18 protein-coding genes, 5 tRNA genes and 1 rRNA gene are annotated in these 15,479 nt (G+C 41.9%); 1 reads left to right on the forward strand and 23 read right to left on the reverse strand.

Features of this window, described 5'->3' with window-relative positions; genetic code table 11:
- From FQ087_RS15425 to acpS, 21 genes are all read right to left on the reverse strand, one after another.
- Window positions 1-72 (reverse strand): 16S ribosomal RNA (locus FQ087_RS15425); the annotation flags it as partial.
- 337 nt (window positions 73-409) lie between these two features.
- Window positions 410-483 (reverse strand) — tRNA-Gly (locus FQ087_RS15430).
- Between the two features lie 102 nt (window positions 484-585).
- Window positions 586-672, reverse strand: a tRNA-Leu gene (locus FQ087_RS15435).
- Between the two features lie 67 nt (window positions 673-739).
- A tRNA-Lys gene (locus tag FQ087_RS15440) sits at window positions 740-812 on the reverse strand.
- 147 nt (window positions 813-959) lie between these two features.
- Window positions 960-1,034: transfer RNA gene (locus tag FQ087_RS15445), tRNA-Gln, on the reverse strand.
- Between the two features lie 138 nt (window positions 1,035-1,172).
- Window positions 1,173-1,247, reverse strand: a tRNA-Glu gene (locus tag FQ087_RS15450).
- Window positions 1,248-1,433: 186 nt separating this feature from the next.
- The gene (locus FQ087_RS15455) at window positions 1,434-1,895 is read right to left on the reverse strand and encodes a SprT family protein (protein WP_149581505.1); all 462 of its coding nucleotides are present in this window, start codon (window positions 1,893-1,895) and stop codon (window positions 1,434-1,436) included.
- 22 nt (window positions 1,896-1,917) lie between these two features.
- Entirely contained in the window at window positions 1,918-4,074 is a 2,157-nt protein-coding gene (locus FQ087_RS15460; protein WP_188006778.1) for a Tex family protein, read from the reverse strand.
- 186 nt (window positions 4,075-4,260) lie between these two features.
- Window positions 4,261-4,854: a PP2C family serine/threonine-protein phosphatase gene (locus FQ087_RS15465; RefSeq protein ID WP_149581507.1), complete on the reverse strand. Its 594-nt coding sequence runs from the start codon at window positions 4,852-4,854 to the stop codon at window positions 4,261-4,263.
- Window positions 4,854-5,699: an RNA polymerase sigma factor SigB gene (gene sigB / locus FQ087_RS15470; protein ID WP_149581508.1), complete on the reverse strand. Its 846-nt coding sequence runs from the start codon at window positions 5,697-5,699 to the stop codon at window positions 4,854-4,856. The genes FQ087_RS15465 and sigB overlap by 1 nt, the downstream gene beginning before the upstream one ends.
- Window positions 5,674-6,147 (reverse strand): anti-sigma B factor RsbW, encoded by a 474-nt coding sequence (gene rsbW, locus FQ087_RS15475; protein ID WP_149581509.1) that lies wholly within the window; start codon window positions 6,145-6,147, stop codon window positions 5,674-5,676. The genes sigB and rsbW overlap by 26 nt, the downstream gene beginning before the upstream one ends.
- Complete coding sequence (locus FQ087_RS15480; RefSeq protein WP_149581510.1) at window positions 6,134-6,475, reverse strand: STAS domain-containing protein; 342 nt, start codon at window positions 6,473-6,475, stop codon at window positions 6,134-6,136. The genes rsbW and FQ087_RS15480 overlap by 14 nt, the downstream gene beginning before the upstream one ends.
- A gap of 66 nt (window positions 6,476-6,541) precedes the next feature.
- On the reverse strand, window positions 6,542-7,555 hold the full coding sequence (locus FQ087_RS15485) for a PP2C family protein-serine/threonine phosphatase (RefSeq protein ID WP_149581511.1): 1,014 nt from the start codon (window positions 7,553-7,555) through the stop codon (window positions 6,542-6,544).
- Between the two features lie 14 nt (window positions 7,556-7,569).
- Complete coding sequence (locus FQ087_RS15490) at window positions 7,570-7,971, reverse strand: anti-sigma regulatory factor (protein ID WP_149581512.1); 402 nt, start codon at window positions 7,969-7,971, stop codon at window positions 7,570-7,572.
- A gap of 2 nt (window positions 7,972-7,973) precedes the next feature.
- Window positions 7,974-8,336 (reverse strand): STAS domain-containing protein, encoded by a 363-nt coding sequence (locus FQ087_RS15495; protein ID WP_149581513.1) that lies wholly within the window; start codon window positions 8,334-8,336, stop codon window positions 7,974-7,976.
- The gene (locus FQ087_RS15500; protein ID WP_149581514.1) at window positions 8,333-9,163 is read right to left on the reverse strand and encodes an STAS domain-containing protein; all 831 of its coding nucleotides are present in this window, start codon (window positions 9,161-9,163) and stop codon (window positions 8,333-8,335) included. Before FQ087_RS15500 ends, FQ087_RS15495 begins: the two co-directional genes overlap by 4 nt.
- Before the next feature lie 180 nt (window positions 9,164-9,343).
- Entirely contained in the window at window positions 9,344-9,694 is a 351-nt protein-coding gene (locus FQ087_RS15505; RefSeq protein WP_067205315.1) for a type II toxin-antitoxin system PemK/MazF family toxin, read from the reverse strand.
- Between the two features lie 4 nt (window positions 9,695-9,698).
- Window positions 9,699-9,989, reverse strand: coding sequence for a transcriptional regulator (locus FQ087_RS15510; RefSeq protein ID WP_255452426.1), 291 nt, complete (start codon window positions 9,987-9,989; stop codon window positions 9,699-9,701).
- A 133-nt stretch (window positions 9,990-10,122) separates the two neighbouring features.
- Window positions 10,123-11,262, reverse strand: a complete 1,140-nt coding sequence (alr, locus tag FQ087_RS15515; RefSeq protein WP_149581516.1) for an alanine racemase — start codon at window positions 11,260-11,262, stop codon at window positions 10,123-10,125.
- A gap of 68 nt (window positions 11,263-11,330) precedes the next feature.
- Entirely contained in the window at window positions 11,331-12,338 is a 1,008-nt protein-coding gene (locus FQ087_RS15520) for a LolA family protein (protein WP_149581517.1), read from the reverse strand.
- Window positions 12,339-12,396: 58 nt separating this feature from the next.
- Window positions 12,397-12,750 (reverse strand): holo-ACP synthase, encoded by a 354-nt coding sequence (gene acpS / locus FQ087_RS15525; protein ID WP_149581518.1) that lies wholly within the window; start codon window positions 12,748-12,750, stop codon window positions 12,397-12,399.
- Between the two features lie 107 nt (window positions 12,751-12,857).
- Here acpS and FQ087_RS15530 point away from each other — a divergent pair, with 107 nt between their 5' ends.
- Window positions 12,858-13,472 carry a rhomboid family intramembrane serine protease gene (locus tag FQ087_RS15530; RefSeq protein ID WP_149581519.1) on the forward strand — a complete coding sequence of 205 codons (615 nt, stop codon included), beginning with the start codon at window positions 12,858-12,860 and terminating at the stop codon, window positions 13,470-13,472.
- A 47-nt stretch (window positions 13,473-13,519) separates the two neighbouring features.
- Here the strand turns inward: FQ087_RS15530 and FQ087_RS15535 are convergent, their stop codons facing one another.
- Both FQ087_RS15535 and FQ087_RS15540 read right to left on the reverse strand, forming a co-directional pair.
- The gene (locus tag FQ087_RS15535) at window positions 13,520-15,007 is read right to left on the reverse strand and encodes a PH domain-containing protein (RefSeq protein WP_149581520.1); all 1,488 of its coding nucleotides are present in this window, start codon (window positions 15,005-15,007) and stop codon (window positions 13,520-13,522) included.
- Window positions 15,000-15,479, reverse strand: coding sequence for a PH domain-containing protein (locus FQ087_RS15540; RefSeq protein WP_149581521.1), 480 nt, complete (start codon window positions 15,477-15,479; stop codon window positions 15,000-15,002). Before FQ087_RS15540 ends, FQ087_RS15535 begins: the two co-directional genes overlap by 8 nt.

Genomic DNA, 15,479 nt, shown 5'->3' on the forward strand with positions numbered 1-15,479 from the left:
ATTCCGCTCGACTTGCATGTATTAGGCATGCCGCCAGCGTTCGTCCTGAGCCAGGATCAAACTCTCCATAATAGAAGAAAATGAATAGCTCATTTCTTGCTGACTAAGGAGGAATCAAATTCCTCCCTTGAATCCGAAGATTCTAGTGTGTGTTTTTTTCGTCCGACTAAAGCCGACTTACTAGAAACGTTTTGCTCAAGTGCGTTAGCACTCTCGCTGTATTTCATTGATGTTTTGCTGTTCAGTTTTCAAGGTTCATTATAGAGGAATGATTTAATACCTCTTTTTATATTTCGTTATCATAGCGACAACTTCTTTATTGTAACATAAGGTTCTTGTGAAGTCAACAACTATTTCGCGTTAACTTTTTTCAGAACAATAAGTGCTTATTTATCTAGTAAAAATAATATGGAGCGGGTGAAGGGAATCGAACCCTCATCATCAGCTTGGAAGGCTGAGGTTTTACCACTAAACTACACCCGCATTTTTATAATTGGCACATCCGACGTTAGTTGAATGAAAACCCTCTTAAGTTAAAACTCTTTGTCCAGTAAGGTGAAGGACTTAACAATAACACAAGTGAATTGGTGCGGTAAAGAGGACTTGAACCTCCACGGGGTTAACCCCCACTAGGCCCTCAACCTAGCGCGTCTGCCATTCCGCCACTACCGCGTTGTTTTAGCGACAAGTTTTATTATACACCGTACAATTCAATTGTCAACATTTTTTTAAAAAATGATGAGCCATGCAGGATTCGAACCTGCGACCCTCTGATTAAAAGTCAGATGCTCTACCAACTGAGCTAATGGCTCTCTGTTATATAGGAGAAGTAATTCGTATACTCTTAGAACTGAGACACTCTTTTCGAGTTCCAAGTACTTCGTGCTGTTAAATCTTTTTGCTCCAACCACCTTCGGTGTTTGTCGCAAAGATTTTCGCGTGGCAACACGCTAAAATCTTGGCTGGGGTAGCTGGATTCGAACCAACGAGTGACGGAGTCAAAGTCCGTTGCCTTACCGCTTGGCTATACCCCAACGATACCGTATTCAGCCGTTTAGTTATGCTGTACAGAGCTTATTCATTTGGAAGGTCTTCATAGGATACTCTTTTCAGAACTTAATTACAAGTTCTAATTGAGTACTCTTTTCAAAACTTCGTTTTTGAAAAAGTATTGGTGACCCCTACGGGAATCGAACCCGTGATACCGCCGTGAAAGGGCGGTGTCTTAACCGCTTGACCAAGGGGCCATATTTAGTTATTACATCGTATGTCAGGAAGTCGTTTCGTTATTGTTTCAGCGTCGTTCCCAACCGACATTTATTATTATATACAGTGTTTCTCGTTTCGTCAACACTTTTTCACCAATTAGTTTTAAGTATTACCGAGAACGCGATAAGTATGCGGTTTCTACGTCCTCACCGCGTCCTCAGTAATCATTTCAAAGGTTGTATTGCTACAATTTGTCCCGCACATTTCCCGCATCTATATTTTCTAACGTTCATTCTTCTTCTCCGATTATATAACGTCTTGCATGATACGCACTCATATACATGCATCGAATGCACCCTCTTGTTTCCTTCAGTAAGGGGTCGACAAAACCTCGGGGAACCAGTGTACTTTAACAAATCCCTGAAATCAGCATCGCGATGACGATAACCTCTTCCTTCTATATGAAGGTGATAGTGACAAAGTTCATGTTTGATTACCCCAACCAGCTCTTCAGTTCCATGCACTTCCAAAACCAACGGATTAATTTGGATTGAGTGGTCGGACAGCATATAGCGACCGCCTGTTGTCCTCAACCTTTTATTAAACCTAGCAATATGGATGAATGGCTTTCCAAATGCATTTAAGGAGACATTCTCGATTAGAGCCTGCAATCCTTCATCTGTCATAGCCACCCTCTCCTTTTAGTTGTCATTTTGCAGAAGGCGATAACATAGTCAGAGAAATACGTCCTTTTCCTTTATCTATTCCTTCTACCCACACAGTTACGATATCTCCTGAAGAAACGACGTCAAGGGGATGTTTAACAAAGCCTTTTTTTAATTTAGATATATGAACGAGACCGTCTTCCTTCACGCCGATATCTACAAATGCGCCGAAGTCCACAACATTTCGGACAGTTCCCTGCATCTCAAGTCCTTCATATAGATCCTTCATATCGAGTACGTCTGCCTTTAAGAGCGGTTGTGGATAATCATCGCGCGGATCCCGGTTTGGTCTTTGAAGTGTTTCGATAATGTCTTTTAGGGTTACTTCTCCAACATCTAGCTTAACCGCCAAGGCTTTAATATCGAGAGCAGACAGCGCCTCCGCAGTTTCTTTCTTACCGAGCATTTTTTTGCTCGCCTCTGCTTCTTCTAATATTTGCTCCGCCAATTGATAACTCTCAGGGTGAATCCCTGTCGCATCAAAAGGATCCTTTGCACCCAGAACCCGTAAGAAGCCAATCGCTTGTTCGTAAGTCTTTGCTCCGAGGCGAGGTACTTTCTTCAATTGATTGCGCTTCGTAAACAATCCATTCTCTTCACGCGATTTTACAATGTTCTCTGCGACAGTCTTAGAAAGTCCTGCCACATATTGAAGAAGTGAAGAGGAGGCAGTGTTGACATCGACCCCTACCCTGTTCACAGCTGTTTCTACTACAAATGTTAGTGATTCAGAAAGTCGTTTTTTCGCTACATCGTGCTGGTATTGTCCAACACCAACCGAGCCCGGATCAATTTTCACAAGTTCCGACAACGGATCCTGCAAACGTCTTGCTATTGAAACTGCGCTACGCTGCTCTACTTGAAGATCAGGGAATTCATCCCGAGCTTGAGCCGAAGCTGAATAAACACTGGCACCCGCTTCGTTTACAATGACATAAGAAACGCCCGTTTGTGCTTCTTTTATACATTCAACTATGAACAATTCTGATTCACGCGATGCTGTTCCATTTCCGATTGCAATAATCGTTATTGGATACTTTTTCAGCAACTCTAAAATAGCTCGTTTCGATTTCTCCTTTTCCATTTGTGGTTGATGGGGATAAATTACAGATATTTCAAGTAGTTTTCCCGTTTCATCAACAATCGCGAGTTTACACCCCGTCCGGAAAGCGGGATCAAGGCCCAATACCACTTTTCCTTTCAATGGAGGCTGCAGGAGAAGGCTCTTCAAGTTTTCCGAAAACACATGGATTGCTTGCTCTTCAGCCTTCTCGGTTAGCGCCGCCCTAATTTCTCGTTCAATCGAAGGGGCAATCAAGCGTTTAAACGCATCTTCAATTGCTTCTTTTACTTGTGATGCGGAAGGCGAATGTGATTTACTGATCAACTCACGTTCAAGTACTCCGATAATTCTTTCGTTCGGAAATGAAATACCAACACGTAGCACATCTTCTTTTTCTCCTCGGTTTAATGCAAGAACACGGTGTGGTACGATTTTTTTCAATGGCTCTTCATAATCATAGTAGTTTCCGAAAACGTCACGCTTGTCCTCTGCCCCTTTACGGACTACTGATACAATCATTCCATCCGACCACGCTAATTTCCGGATGTTTTCCCTTATTGCAGCGTCATCCGCAAATTGTTCGGCTACAATATCTCGGGCCCCAGCAAGTGCATCTTCAACTGTATTTACTCCACCTTCTTCACTTAAGAAAGGCGTAGCAAGGTCTTCCGGTGAAATACCTATAAACTCCATTAGCTTTTTTGCCAGTGGTTCAAGACCACTTTCAATCGCAATCATGGCGCGTGTCCGTCTTTTTTGTTTAAAAGGTCTATATAAGTCTTCAATTCTTTGCAACACGGTAGCGCTTTCAATCGATTTTCTTAAATCATCATCTAATTTACCCTGTTCATCGATCAGTCGAATTACTTCTTCTTTACGCTGTTCAAGCCCTTTTACGTAACTATAGGCATCTTCAATAGCCTTAATCTGTACTTCATCCAACGAACCAGTTTCTTCTTTTCGGTAACGCGCGATGAATGGAACAGTGTTCCCTTGGTCAAGTAGCGCGATAACCTTTTCAGTTTGATGTATACTGACGGCCGCTTTCCCAGCTGTAGCCTCAACAATATGTCTCACCAATAAAATCACCCTTTCTTCTATAGACTCATTTTAACATAAGAAAAGCGCAAGGCGCATGACCCGCTTCGTAAATTACCCGCCCATAGGCGTTAGAGTCTAGACGAGTCATCTCCAGATTGCGACATATCCATTCCCCAAACCTTTATTATTTACTAAAAAGCAAAAAAGCCCACCTTCAACTTACTAAAGTAGGCTTCCAGCTATAAATGTGGCGTCGTCGCCATGTTCAATTGACTCCAACACTTTTTGATATAACCCATAAGGTCCTGAACTCTCCTTCATTGAAGCTTTAGGACTTCTAAGCTCGATACCGTCTGAATGGAGGAAAAATAGATTTCCCTTTTTATAGTTATATTGTTGCGTCTTTAATTTTTGTGGTCTTCCAGAAAGATAACCCATCACAGGCAAAGGATAAATCATCTCGTCGAAATTATGAAGCATATAAAAACGGACATTGCCGACACAACTATACTCAATTATATTTCGCTTGTAGTCCACTTTAACGATAGCCACTGCGGCACCGCGTTTTTGCACCATATGCTCATTACAGCGTGTAAGTAATTCATCTATTGATTCATGATGATATTCTTTCAGCACTTCGGGGAGAATTTGAGCCGATTGACGGGCTATTGGCCCATTGCCCAACCCATCTGCAATTGCGCAGATAAAATAGTCTTCTTCCGAATGGATAAAATAAGTGTCACCACATTCCCGATTTCCAACCTTCGCTTCTTGATAAACATACGCTTCGACATTCGCTGTTATAATCGAATCCACTATGACACACCACCCGCAGCCAATATTGCTTCCTGCAACTTCTTAATCGCTTTGCGTTGTATTCTCGAAACGTGCATTTGAGAGATACCAAGTCGTTCTCCCGCTTCTTTTTGGCTAAGTTGCTCAATATATGTATACTGGATGATTTGTTTTTCCCGTTCCGACAACACATTTAGAGCATTCGCTACGACCATACGCTGATCTGTTTTCTCAAATCCATCATCAGTTGCACCAACAATATCGAAAAGCGTTACCGTACCCCCCTCAGAATCAGCTTCAAGGGTATGATCCATAGAGAGCGCCTGATAACTTCTCCCCATCTCCATTGCTTCAAGGACCAATTCTTCATCAACATCAAGGTATTCTGCTATTTCACTGACGAGTGGAGAACGTTGCATTTCTGTCGTAAGCGTTTCGACAGCAGCCTTGATTTTGGGCCCCAATTCTTTTATGCGACGCGGAACATGTATCGCCCATGTCTTATCACGTAAAAAACGTTTAATTTCACCGATTATTGTTGGTACAGCGAACGCCTCGAAGCTTCTTCCAAATTCAGGATCATACCTTCGAATCGCTCCAAGGAGGCCTAACATTCCTACTTGAGCAATATCTTCATGAAAAGACTTACCATTGGAATATTTCCGGGCAATCGATTGAACGAGTCGTTCATAATGAAGAACCAAGTTCGTCTGCGCCTCATCATCGTTGGTCTCCTGATATCGCTTAACCCATCCAAGGACTTCCGCCTTCGTTCCAGTTTTATGGGGAGATGGCTCGCTTACTTCTACTATAGGAGGAGATTGTTCTTCCGTTTTGGATTCACGAGGAAATGGTTCTTTCGACATCCTCTTCCCCCCGCTCTCCATCAAGATACTTGGTCATGAAGACAGTCACTCCATCCTCATGAAGCACTTTTATATCATCCATAAGTGTTTCCATTAAATAAAGACCTAATCCGCCTTCCCGAAGAAATTTAACTTCTTCCTGCTCATTGTATGGTCCTACACGTTTCTTCGTCTCTTCAAAATCGAAACTTTTCCCGTGATCCGCTACCATAATTTCCAATTTATCAACAAAAAGAGCACAGCCGACTACAACTTCACCCTCATCATCTTCTTTATATGCGTGCTGGACTGCATTTGTAATTGCTTCACTAGTTGCGATTTTCAAATCTTCAATTTCATCGTAAGTAAAACCTAACCTACTTGCCAGTCCTGAAATCGCGAGCCGAGCAACTCCGACATATTGCGCTTTTGCAGGAACCCTCATTTCAATATAATCATACGGTTGCATCTGCGTCCCCACTTTCTTCCGTTACGATATCCATAACTTCAGCTAAACCAGTTATTTCAAACAATCGTTTTAGACGAGTATTTACACCAACAATTTTCATATGGCCTTCATTAGCCTTAACAGCTTTATAAAAACCAACAAAAATACCAAGTCCTGTACTATCCATATAACCAACGCCAGATAAGTCTAATTCCACCTGAATGTTTTTAATATTTCCTACTGACGCAAGAGATTCCTTTAATTTCGGTGCTGTAAACGCATCAATTTCACCGACAATTTTAAAACGTTGAACACTATTTTCTTCTACTAATTCGACTAGCAAATTCATAATTACACCTCAAGTTTCTGTTTTAAAATAGCATATTATCAATTCATATACCCTTTGTTCAAATTCTTAAACCTCGTTTTTTTCTTTTTTAAAAATAACAATCGTGAAATCATCATGCAAATGAAAATCCTGAAGTTGCGCAAGCCTCTGGTATACTGTATCAGCAATTTTTTGGGCAGATTCTTCTTTCACTTCAGCCAAAATCAATTTGATTACATCATCATCGATGAAACCAATATCTGTTCGTACCTCAGTCACTCCGTCCGTCATCATAACGATAAAATCACCTTCTTCGAGAAGAACTGATTTCTCTTCATAGACGACATTTGGCTGAACACCAAGGAGAAGTCCTCTTGCATGAAGCTCAGTAAATTTACCAGTCGACGCCTTATACAGCAGGGCAGGTTCATGTCCCGCGCTAGCATATGAAAACCTAGAGTCTCTTGCATCATACTTACCATAGAACATAGAAATAAACATTGAATCATCTACACTTTTTTCTACTATCCGGTTAACAATATCAAGGACATTTCTCGGGCTTGTGTTTTCATTTTGCAAACTGTCCATTCCAAACTTGATCATTGACATGCAAAGTGCCGCTGGAATCCCTTTTCCGATAACATCAGCTACAGCTACACCCGCTTCGTAATTATTATCATTCAGGAAATAAATATAGTCCCCACTCATTTGCTTAGCCGGTTCCGTTACATATCCAATATCCAGCTCTTTGAAATTCGGCTTCCTCGTTTTCAGAAGCGTTTCTTGCACTTTTGCCGCCACGTTCATTTCTATTTGAATTTCTTCCTGTTTTTGAACGAGACTTTGATGCTCTCTAAGCGCAAGCCCGTAATGAATCATCATTTCAATCAGAAAATCAAACGAATGCCTCAACTTTCCCGACATATCCGGTAAGATTTCAGTAAGCGCCGTTTTGTGGATACTGATGACATCTTCGGGCGAAATTTCTTTTTCAATAAATCTTCTGCTAAATTGTTGTCCTAAATAAAGATCTTCCTCACGTTGTCCAACAACATATTGTTGCAGCATTTCTTTATACTGTTTCGCAACTTCTTGAGTCATCCATCAACATCTCCTTATCGGAGCCATTTTGTGGTGGTAATTATTGTTCCTTTACCTAGTTCCGACTCCAATTTAAATTCATCCATCAATCTTCTTACCCCCGGCATACCTGCACCAAGTCCTCCCGAGGTAGTATAACCATCTTCCATCACCTTACGCATATCCGAAATTCCAGGACCATCATCAGATGCAATAACCGTAATTCCAAAGAGATTGTTTTCAGATAATCTTTTGATTTCAATCTTCCCTTTTCCTGCGTATAAGTATATATTGCGGGCTAGCTCACTAATAGCCGTCGTAATACGCGCCTGATCTACCGCTCCGAAGCCTGATTCTTTTGCTTCATTCCGGCCAAGCTGTCGGGCAGCAACAATATCCCATTCCGTGTTTATATCTACAGAAGACCGGTACTCCATCGTTAGGCCTCCAATTCTCTACGAAGTTTATCCAACCCGTTTTCGAGATCTAGCGCTGTCAGAACGCCCTCCAAACGGATGCCGAGTTCAATAAGTGTAATCGCAACGGCTGGTTGGATTCCTGTAATAACAACTTTCGCTCCCATCAAACCCGACATGCTAATAACGTCCCCAATCACTTTTGCAATAAAAGAATCGATGAAATCAATTGGTGTCAAATCTATAACGACACCTCTCGCTGACGTTTTATGCATTTTTTCCAATAAATCCTCTTGGAACTGAATTGCCGTCTGATCATCAAGCTCCCACTGAACAGAGACGATTAACGTATCATTTAGTTTTAAAATCGGAATTCGCATATTCATGATTGTTCAACCTCCACTATTGTGCGGTTCGTCAGTTTTAGGGCCTCCTGCATCCCACGTTGCAACGTGCTTGTTGTTGTGAAATCGTTTAGATTAATACCCAATGTAACAATTGTTTGGGCAATTTCCGGTCGGATTCCAACAAGCATACATTTTGCTCCAACAAGTCGAACTGCATCAGCTGCTTGAATTATGTGATGGGCAACCATCGTATCCACCACCGGTACACCCGTAATGTCAAGAAGGACTACTTCAGCACGTTGTTTCACTACACCTTCAAGTAAGTTTTCCATTATCAATTTTGCCCGTTCTGTATCAATTGTCCCGACAAGCGGCATAACCGATATCTTCTCAAAAACCGGTATCAATGATGCTGAAATTTCCTGTAAAGCAATTCTTTGCAAACTTACAGTCCGATCCCACTCGAGAGAATAGGCTTCTATGATGCTTTCACGAAGAGGATTAACCCACCTTGTGAGTAGCTCTAGGATAGGTCGTACATCACTCTCTCCAATAAACCCTTTTTCTTCCAACAACTGAAAAGTGATTTGCGAAAAATTTTCAATTGCCTTGTTTACAAACTTTATAGACCAACCGAAACGCACTACTTTCTCAGTAAAATCATTCAATTTTTCTGAGTTGACATGATCGTTTTCCGCGATATTAGACGTCATCAATTCCGCAAATTCTCTGCTTGTCTTTTCAATTAGGTTAGCTGGCATGAAATGAAAAAAACGTTCTCCCTTTTCTTCTTTCATGCTCAATTGCCAGCGTTCAATGATTTCATCCATATACTGATTGATGCCCTCTACCATTCGCTTATTCATAATTGTATTGAGAAGCCTCCTTATAAATTAAAAATAACTATACCTACATTGTAACGAAGATAGTTCTGTAACACACTCTTTTTGTCGCATAAATAAGATTATGGTTCAGTTCCAGAGAAATTGAACAACGAAAAAAACACCACGAGAAGGAACACCGTGGCGTTTCTTTTATATGTATGCTCAAAATTTGATGAGGCCGAAACTTACTTCGAGCGCTTCATCGACCTGCTCCATCAAAAATTCATCTAGGTGTGTAATTTTATCAGTAAGCCTCGACTTGTCAATCGTGCGGACCTGTTCGAGCAGAATAACTGAATCCCGCTCGAAGCCATAACGCACCGCATCGATTTCAACATGTGTAGGCAATTTCGCTTTTTGAATTTGCGCAGTAATTGCCGCAATAATAACTGTCGGACTAAACCTGTTACCTATATCATTTTGGATAACAAGGACTGGTCTCGTTCCTCCCTGTTCAGAACCGACGACAGGCGACAGATCTGCAAAAAAGACGTCTCCACGTTTTATTGCCAACTTTTCATCCTCCGCTTACGAGACGTTCCACCGTATGCTGGGCTTCAAATTCCACATGCAAGCATTCCGTGGCGATTCTAAGGTTGATTTGCGACATTTCGAGATAACCATTCATCATCTCTTCTCTGATCGTATCTGATTCATAGTCAGTTACGTATCGCTTTGTCGAAATATAAACGAAATCACCACGGTCCAACTCTTGATGGACGACCGTATGTTCATTTTCATTCAGCATTCGTTTCGGAATTTTAACAATAATTTCTTTTATGTTTTTATTCGCACGCAACGTCAGCACCTCCAACAAAACCGTTCCCTTATTTCACTACAGGTCCATCTTACCATTGAATATCGACAATGAGAAGACATAGAAGGGTTTTTATTGACAGGTTTCTGCAATAGTGCTAGGTTTTTTGTCGAAAGTGTGAGTATTATACATACTGTCCATCTACCCCTGTATATATTCTCGGAACTCGTTTCGTAATTGAGACGGCAATTTCATACGGAATCGTGTCGAGTCGTTCCGCCCACTCTTCCATAGTAATTTCTTCTCCGCCTTGACGGCCTATCAGTACCACTTTTTCACCTACCGACATTTCTCGGGATAACTTTACCATGCACTGGTCCATACAAATAGTTCCAACAATAGGCATCCGTTCACCGCCGATAAGTACTTCCTGTCCGCGTAAACCTCGCCTCAAGCCGTCTGCATAGCCGACTGGAATTGTCCCAATCCATTCTGGACCGGATGTTTCATATGTGCCACCGTAACTTATTCGTCGGCCCATTTCCAGTAACTTTACAAAGGCAAGTTCGCTTTCGAAGCGGAATGATTTCTCTAGCCCAAACGGCAATTTCCCTCCTACGTATTCCGAAGGCGCTATTCCGTAAAGTCCGATTCCGAAACGGACTGCGTCGAGCGCATATTCAGGGTAGAGGAGGGTCGCTGCACTATTCGAGGCATGAACAAGTCGGGGTTTTTCCGGCAATGTTTTAACTAATTCTATGAACATCGAAAATTGTTCTTTTGTAACTTCAGGACTTTCTTCATCTGCACATGCAAAGTGTGTGAAAATACCGTCCAGCAGTACTTGGTTGGAATTGTTGATGGCTGATACAAGGGACTGCAGTTCACAGGCATCCCTTATTCCAATTCTGCCCATTCCAGTATCCAACTTTACATGAATTTTTAATTGTTGCACAAAACTTCCGGTGGTTTCGAGTGCTGATTGTAACCACTCAGCACTCGAAACCGTTAGCATAATCCTCAGTTCAGCAGCTTTTTCAGCAAACAGAAGCGGAGACGGCCCCATGACGAGGATGTCCCCGCTAATTCCCGCCACTCGGAGTCGTACCGCCTCATCAGGTGTTGCAACCGAGACCATTTCTGCGCCTGCCTCGAAAGCCGCCCTCGCTACTTCTACTTCACCATGACCGTAACCATCTGCTTTCACAACTGCAATAACCGAGGTCTCGCTTCCTAAATACTCTTTCAAATTTCGAACGTTGGCTCGAATCGCTTCAAGGTCAACAATTGCTTGTGTTGGACGATAATGAAGAGAGTTTTCCATAACAATCCCTCATTTATACTGTAGTACTCTCTATTATCCATCCCTTGCCCTTTCTTCGTCAACCTTAGTTATTTCATTCCCTCTACTTCCATTGATCCGGCTACTTCAATCAGCTCACCCTGCGTCAATGTATTCGATGCTATGAAGAATGAAACGCCTTCACTTTCCCAACGAATTGAATTTTCCGTAAGAGCTGCAACTGTGAATCCAAGATCGACAGGGTCACCTTCAATGGATACCGGCATTTTACTGTCCGCTCTAGCTGCTGGTTCCTGAACAATAATGAACTCTTTTTCTCCTCCAAATGTCATAAATGATCGCGTACCACTATCCGTTTCCACAACTTTTTCATCAAGAAGCGTGCCATCTGCCCAAGCTACTGATGGATAATACGTTGGGAGTCCCGTTGCTTCATCATCGGTTGAAGGCTCGGATTCTTTGCTCGTATTGGTATCTTCCATTTCTACTGCGTAATCTGCAGCTTTTCGTTCGACGCCAAGTGTAATCTTATTGAATGTAATGCGGATCTTTTCTACTTTATTCTCGTCCAGAACGGAGACATACGTTGGTAACAGTGTCTTTTTATCAATGTGAATCTGCTGGGTTGGCAGAACCTTTTTATGGTTATTTCTCGTGGCAGTTTCAAAGACATACGTTTTCTCTTTTTCCGTCATTGTCGAATTTTTATCTGCTTTAATATCTTCAGACAAAGCACCGATTAAATACGCCTGGCTATTTTGTGCTGGCCATTCACTTTGGAACTTATAGGTCTTGCCAAGAGATGGCGTGACAACAAAAACACCTTCTTTATTACGTACAATCATCTGGGAGTCCTTACTTCCTGCCTGCGATACGTTAACGCGATAGAAAGCCGGCTTCGTATGCCAGACGGCAACTTCATATAAACGCGGCTCAGCTCCGGTCTTAATTTCCATAGTCGCTTGCAAGTCATACCCTTTCGTTTCATTCCACTTTCCACTGAGCTTCTTCATGACGTCCTCTTTCGACGGGGCCCCACATGCCGCGAGGATTACCATGACTACAACTAACAAAAGAGCAAATATCCGGCTACGCATACAGTTCATCCTTTCTCATTTCAATCGGGTAGGTCATCTTATGAGGAAGGACGAACAATTATGCAAGGAGGATTACTTGAGCTGCAGCTACGGTTTGCGTATGAGTTATGGAAATGAAGCCAGCGCTAGGAACCCCCTTAAAATAAATAATCGGTTTTCCGCTGTGCTCAGGCAATATACTTATGTCCATGAAGCTGCACTGGGTTCCAATCCCTGTCCCTTTCGCTTTAGAGAACGCTTCTTTCCCTGCAAAACGACCTGCAAGGAACTCCGTTCGCCGGTTAGCTGTGTGAGATTCATAGATTTCTAACTCTTCCTTCGTTAAAATACGCATACGAAATTTCGAAGATCTAGCGTCCAACTTGGCAATTCGATCCAGTTCAACGATATCAAGCCCAATTCCTGCTATCAAAATGATCGCTCCTTTTCAAATTAGTTCCAAAGCACATATACCTTGGTAAAGCACTGGAGCCTAGTCGATAATATATGTATAATGAAATCATAGATTGAGGTGAAAACATGTTTAGTCGTACAGAAAGCTTTTCGCAATACATCCGCCTATATCCGGTGGTAACGTTCTTTCTTGCTTTGAATATCCTTATTCATTTAGCGACATTCATCCCGATTATCGGGCAACAAGTATTATACTATGGCATAGGTGTCAACTTTCTTATCTCCGAAGGGGAATGGTGGAGGCTTCTATCACCCATGTTCCTTCACGGCAGTATCATGCACCTGCTTTTTAATATGTTCTCTCTTTTCATCTTCGGACCTGAACTTGAGAAAATCGCAGGTAAAGCACGCTTCCTAACAATTTATATGCTATCAGGTATTTTCGCTAATATTGCAACGTTTTTCCTACAAGCCCCTGATTATCAAAGTCTTGGCGCAAGTGGTGCAGTTTTCGGTATTCTCGGTGCGTTCGGAGCACTCGTCTATTATACGAAGCATATTTTGCCACAATTAAGGCAGATTATCCTGCCAATTATTGTTATCAGTATAGTTATGACCTTCGTCCAGCCCGACATTAATGCAACTGCCCACATTACGGGATTAGTCGTCGGTTTTTTAATCGGACTAAGTTATTTTCACCCGAAACGGATTGTAAGTTGGAAAGGTAAAAAAAGAAGTTAAGAGAGCAGGTTATTCCTGCTCTCTTTTTTGTTACCATGTCAATTGAGTCAAGTATCCTTCGAATTCTTCTCATACCAAGAAAGTATCTTCTCAGCCTCCGACTCTTCCATATGATGCACTTGTGCATTAAAAATAGTCATGCCTGATTTTATCCTTGCAGCTAATGTCGCCACGCTTTTGCGTTTTTGGAAATAGTTTTGCTTCATTTCCATCGATTGAATCCTTTTTTTCATCAAATAAGCGGTTTGAAGATTGAAGCTCCTGAATCGTATCGTTAGCTGATTACCTGAAATTTTGTAAGCAGACGAGCGATGCTGCCACAACCCAAAGAGGACGATGATTGGCATGATGAGGAGCGACAGCAATCCATACGGAAAGAAAAAGTACGTCAATGCGCCGATCGCCGGAATCATCCATAGGAAATCCACTCGATAAAAAAAGTGCTTACTACGTGCTGGTAGCTTTTCCATTGATTCTTCAAGTATGAGGTTCGGGAAAATCTCTTTTAAGGGACCATAGACTTCCGTCTTTTTTACAAGAGGGAATAAATTAATTCTTGCACCCTCCATTCCACCTCCACCCGCACTATCGATAACGACCGCCGCATAGCCGAATAATTGCCTGAAAGGGTTCTCAATAATACGTACACTTTGAACCCTGTTCAATGGTACTGTCATCCGTTTTTTCTCAAGTAACCCCCGCGTAATAACGATGTCCTCTTTTTCAAGTGAAACATTAAAACCGTAATATGCCAGGAATGTCATTGCGACAGATAGCCCCCATACGAGAAGAAACCCTAAAAACACAGTAATTGCAACGATAAGGAGGCCGAATTTAATGAAACCTGAAATCTCTTCGTACATCCATTCAAACGGAATCATTTCAGCAAACTGCGACAAGAAGATACCCACACCCGAAAGAATAATCCCAATCCCGCCCGATGTTGTCGCCAGGACAAGTAGCCCTTTTGATGACATGGTAAAGATCGATTTTGACTGTGATTCTTCGACTACTAGATTTTCTTCTGTCAGCTCACTATTTTCCTGTAAAGCTGCTTTTTTACCACTTTTAGCCTGTGCAATTTCCTTTTCAATTCTGCTTGCAGCCTCTTTCGTTATAGCTGTCAGTTCTGCCTCCGACTTTTTCAAAGAGGAGCTGCCTGCTGTCTCCACTTTCACTTTGACAAGTCTGAAAGGCCGGTGCAATATCCCTTCTGTATAGTCGAGACTTTGAATTCGATCGAATGGAATATAGCGTTTCTTTTTCACAAATAGACCATATTCAATCCGAAGTTCATTATCTTCGAACCAGTATTCGAAACGTTTCCACTTAATAATACCTGTGATGAAAAAAGCAATAATGAGGACACCAAAAATGATGAAGGTTAGATAATCTAAATACCATTTCCCAGACCCCAAATCATTCAGCCCATTTGCAAACACGAGGACAATAATCGGTAATATCGCTTCTTTAGCTGTTTTCATCACTTCAATAATCGCTGTAATCCAGTGTAATTTATAGCGTGTCTCAGACATCTTCTTCCGCCACCCTTGCAAGCGCTGATATCCTGCTCCGAAGTTCATCCGCCTCTTCCATCACAAGAGCAGGAATAGTATGATTCGTCGCCGCTGTAGAAATTGTAATTTCCGCCAAATTATATTTCCGCAGGATCGGTCCTTGTGCCGTGTCTACGTGTTGGACACGTACCATTGGTATCAATGTACGCTTGACGATGAAAATACCATGTTGCAGTTCAATTTCTGATTCACGCACTTCATAGCGCCATCGCATCCATCTTACTTTCGGAAATAAATAAATGAAAAAATAGGCAAATAGAATGACCCCAACTCCAGACACTACATATATCCACCATGGCCACTCAAATATGTAAGTCAATACACCCGCACCAATTGCTACGAGTAAAAGTAATCCTGTTTCAATAATGCCGTATAATCTCCAAACTTTTAATCCTTTTTCTGATATCCGGTTCACCGGTTGCTCTCTCAT

The organism is Sporosarcina sp. ANT_H38 (assembly GCF_008369195.1).
Lineage (GTDB): Bacteria > Bacillota > Bacilli > Bacillales_A > Planococcaceae > Sporosarcina.

Bases quoted from the DNA above. Each gene is read 5' to 3' on its own strand.
- FQ087_RS15455 (WP_149581505.1), bottom strand. From the start codon at position 1,895: ATGACAGATGAAGGATTGCAGGCTCTAATCGAGAATGTCTCCTTAAAT.
- sigB (WP_149581508.1), bottom strand. From the start codon at position 5,699: ATGTCGAAAGAACCATTTCCTCGTGAATCCAAAACGGAAGAACAATCT.
- rsbW (WP_149581509.1), bottom strand. From the start codon at position 6,147: ATGCAACCGTATGATTATATTGAAATGAGGGTTCCTGCAAAAGCGCAA.
- FQ087_RS15480 (WP_149581510.1), bottom strand. From the start codon at position 6,475: ATGAATTTGCTAGTCGAATTAGTAGAAGAAAATAGTGTTCAACGTTTT.
- FQ087_RS15485 (WP_149581511.1), bottom strand. From the start codon at position 7,555: ATGACTCAAGAAGTTGCGAAACAGTATAAAGAAATGCTGCAACAATAT.
- FQ087_RS15490 (WP_149581512.1), bottom strand. From the start codon at position 7,971: ATGGAGTACCGGTCTTCTGTAGATATAAACACGGAATGGGATATTGTT.
- FQ087_RS15495 (WP_149581513.1), bottom strand. From the start codon at position 8,336: ATGAATATGCGAATTCCGATTTTAAAACTAAATGATACGTTAATCGTC.
- FQ087_RS15500 (WP_149581514.1), bottom strand. From the start codon at position 9,163: ATGAATAAGCGAATGGTAGAGGGCATCAATCAGTATATGGATGAAATC.
- alr (WP_149581516.1), bottom strand. From the start codon at position 11,262: ATGGAAAACTCTCTTCATTATCGTCCAACACAAGCAATTGTTGACCTT.
- FQ087_RS15520 (WP_149581517.1), bottom strand. From the start codon at position 12,338: ATGCGTAGCCGGATATTTGCTCTTTTGTTAGTTGTAGTCATGGTAATC.
- FQ087_RS15530 (WP_149581519.1), top strand. From the start codon at position 12,858: ATGTTTAGTCGTACAGAAAGCTTTTCGCAATACATCCGCCTATATCCG.
- FQ087_RS15535 (WP_149581520.1), bottom strand. From the start codon at position 15,007: ATGTCTGAGACACGCTATAAATTACACTGGATTACAGCGATTATTGAA.
- FQ087_RS15540 (WP_149581521.1), bottom strand. From the start codon at position 15,479: ATGAGAGAGCAACCGGTGAACCGGATATCAGAAAAAGGATTAAAAGTT.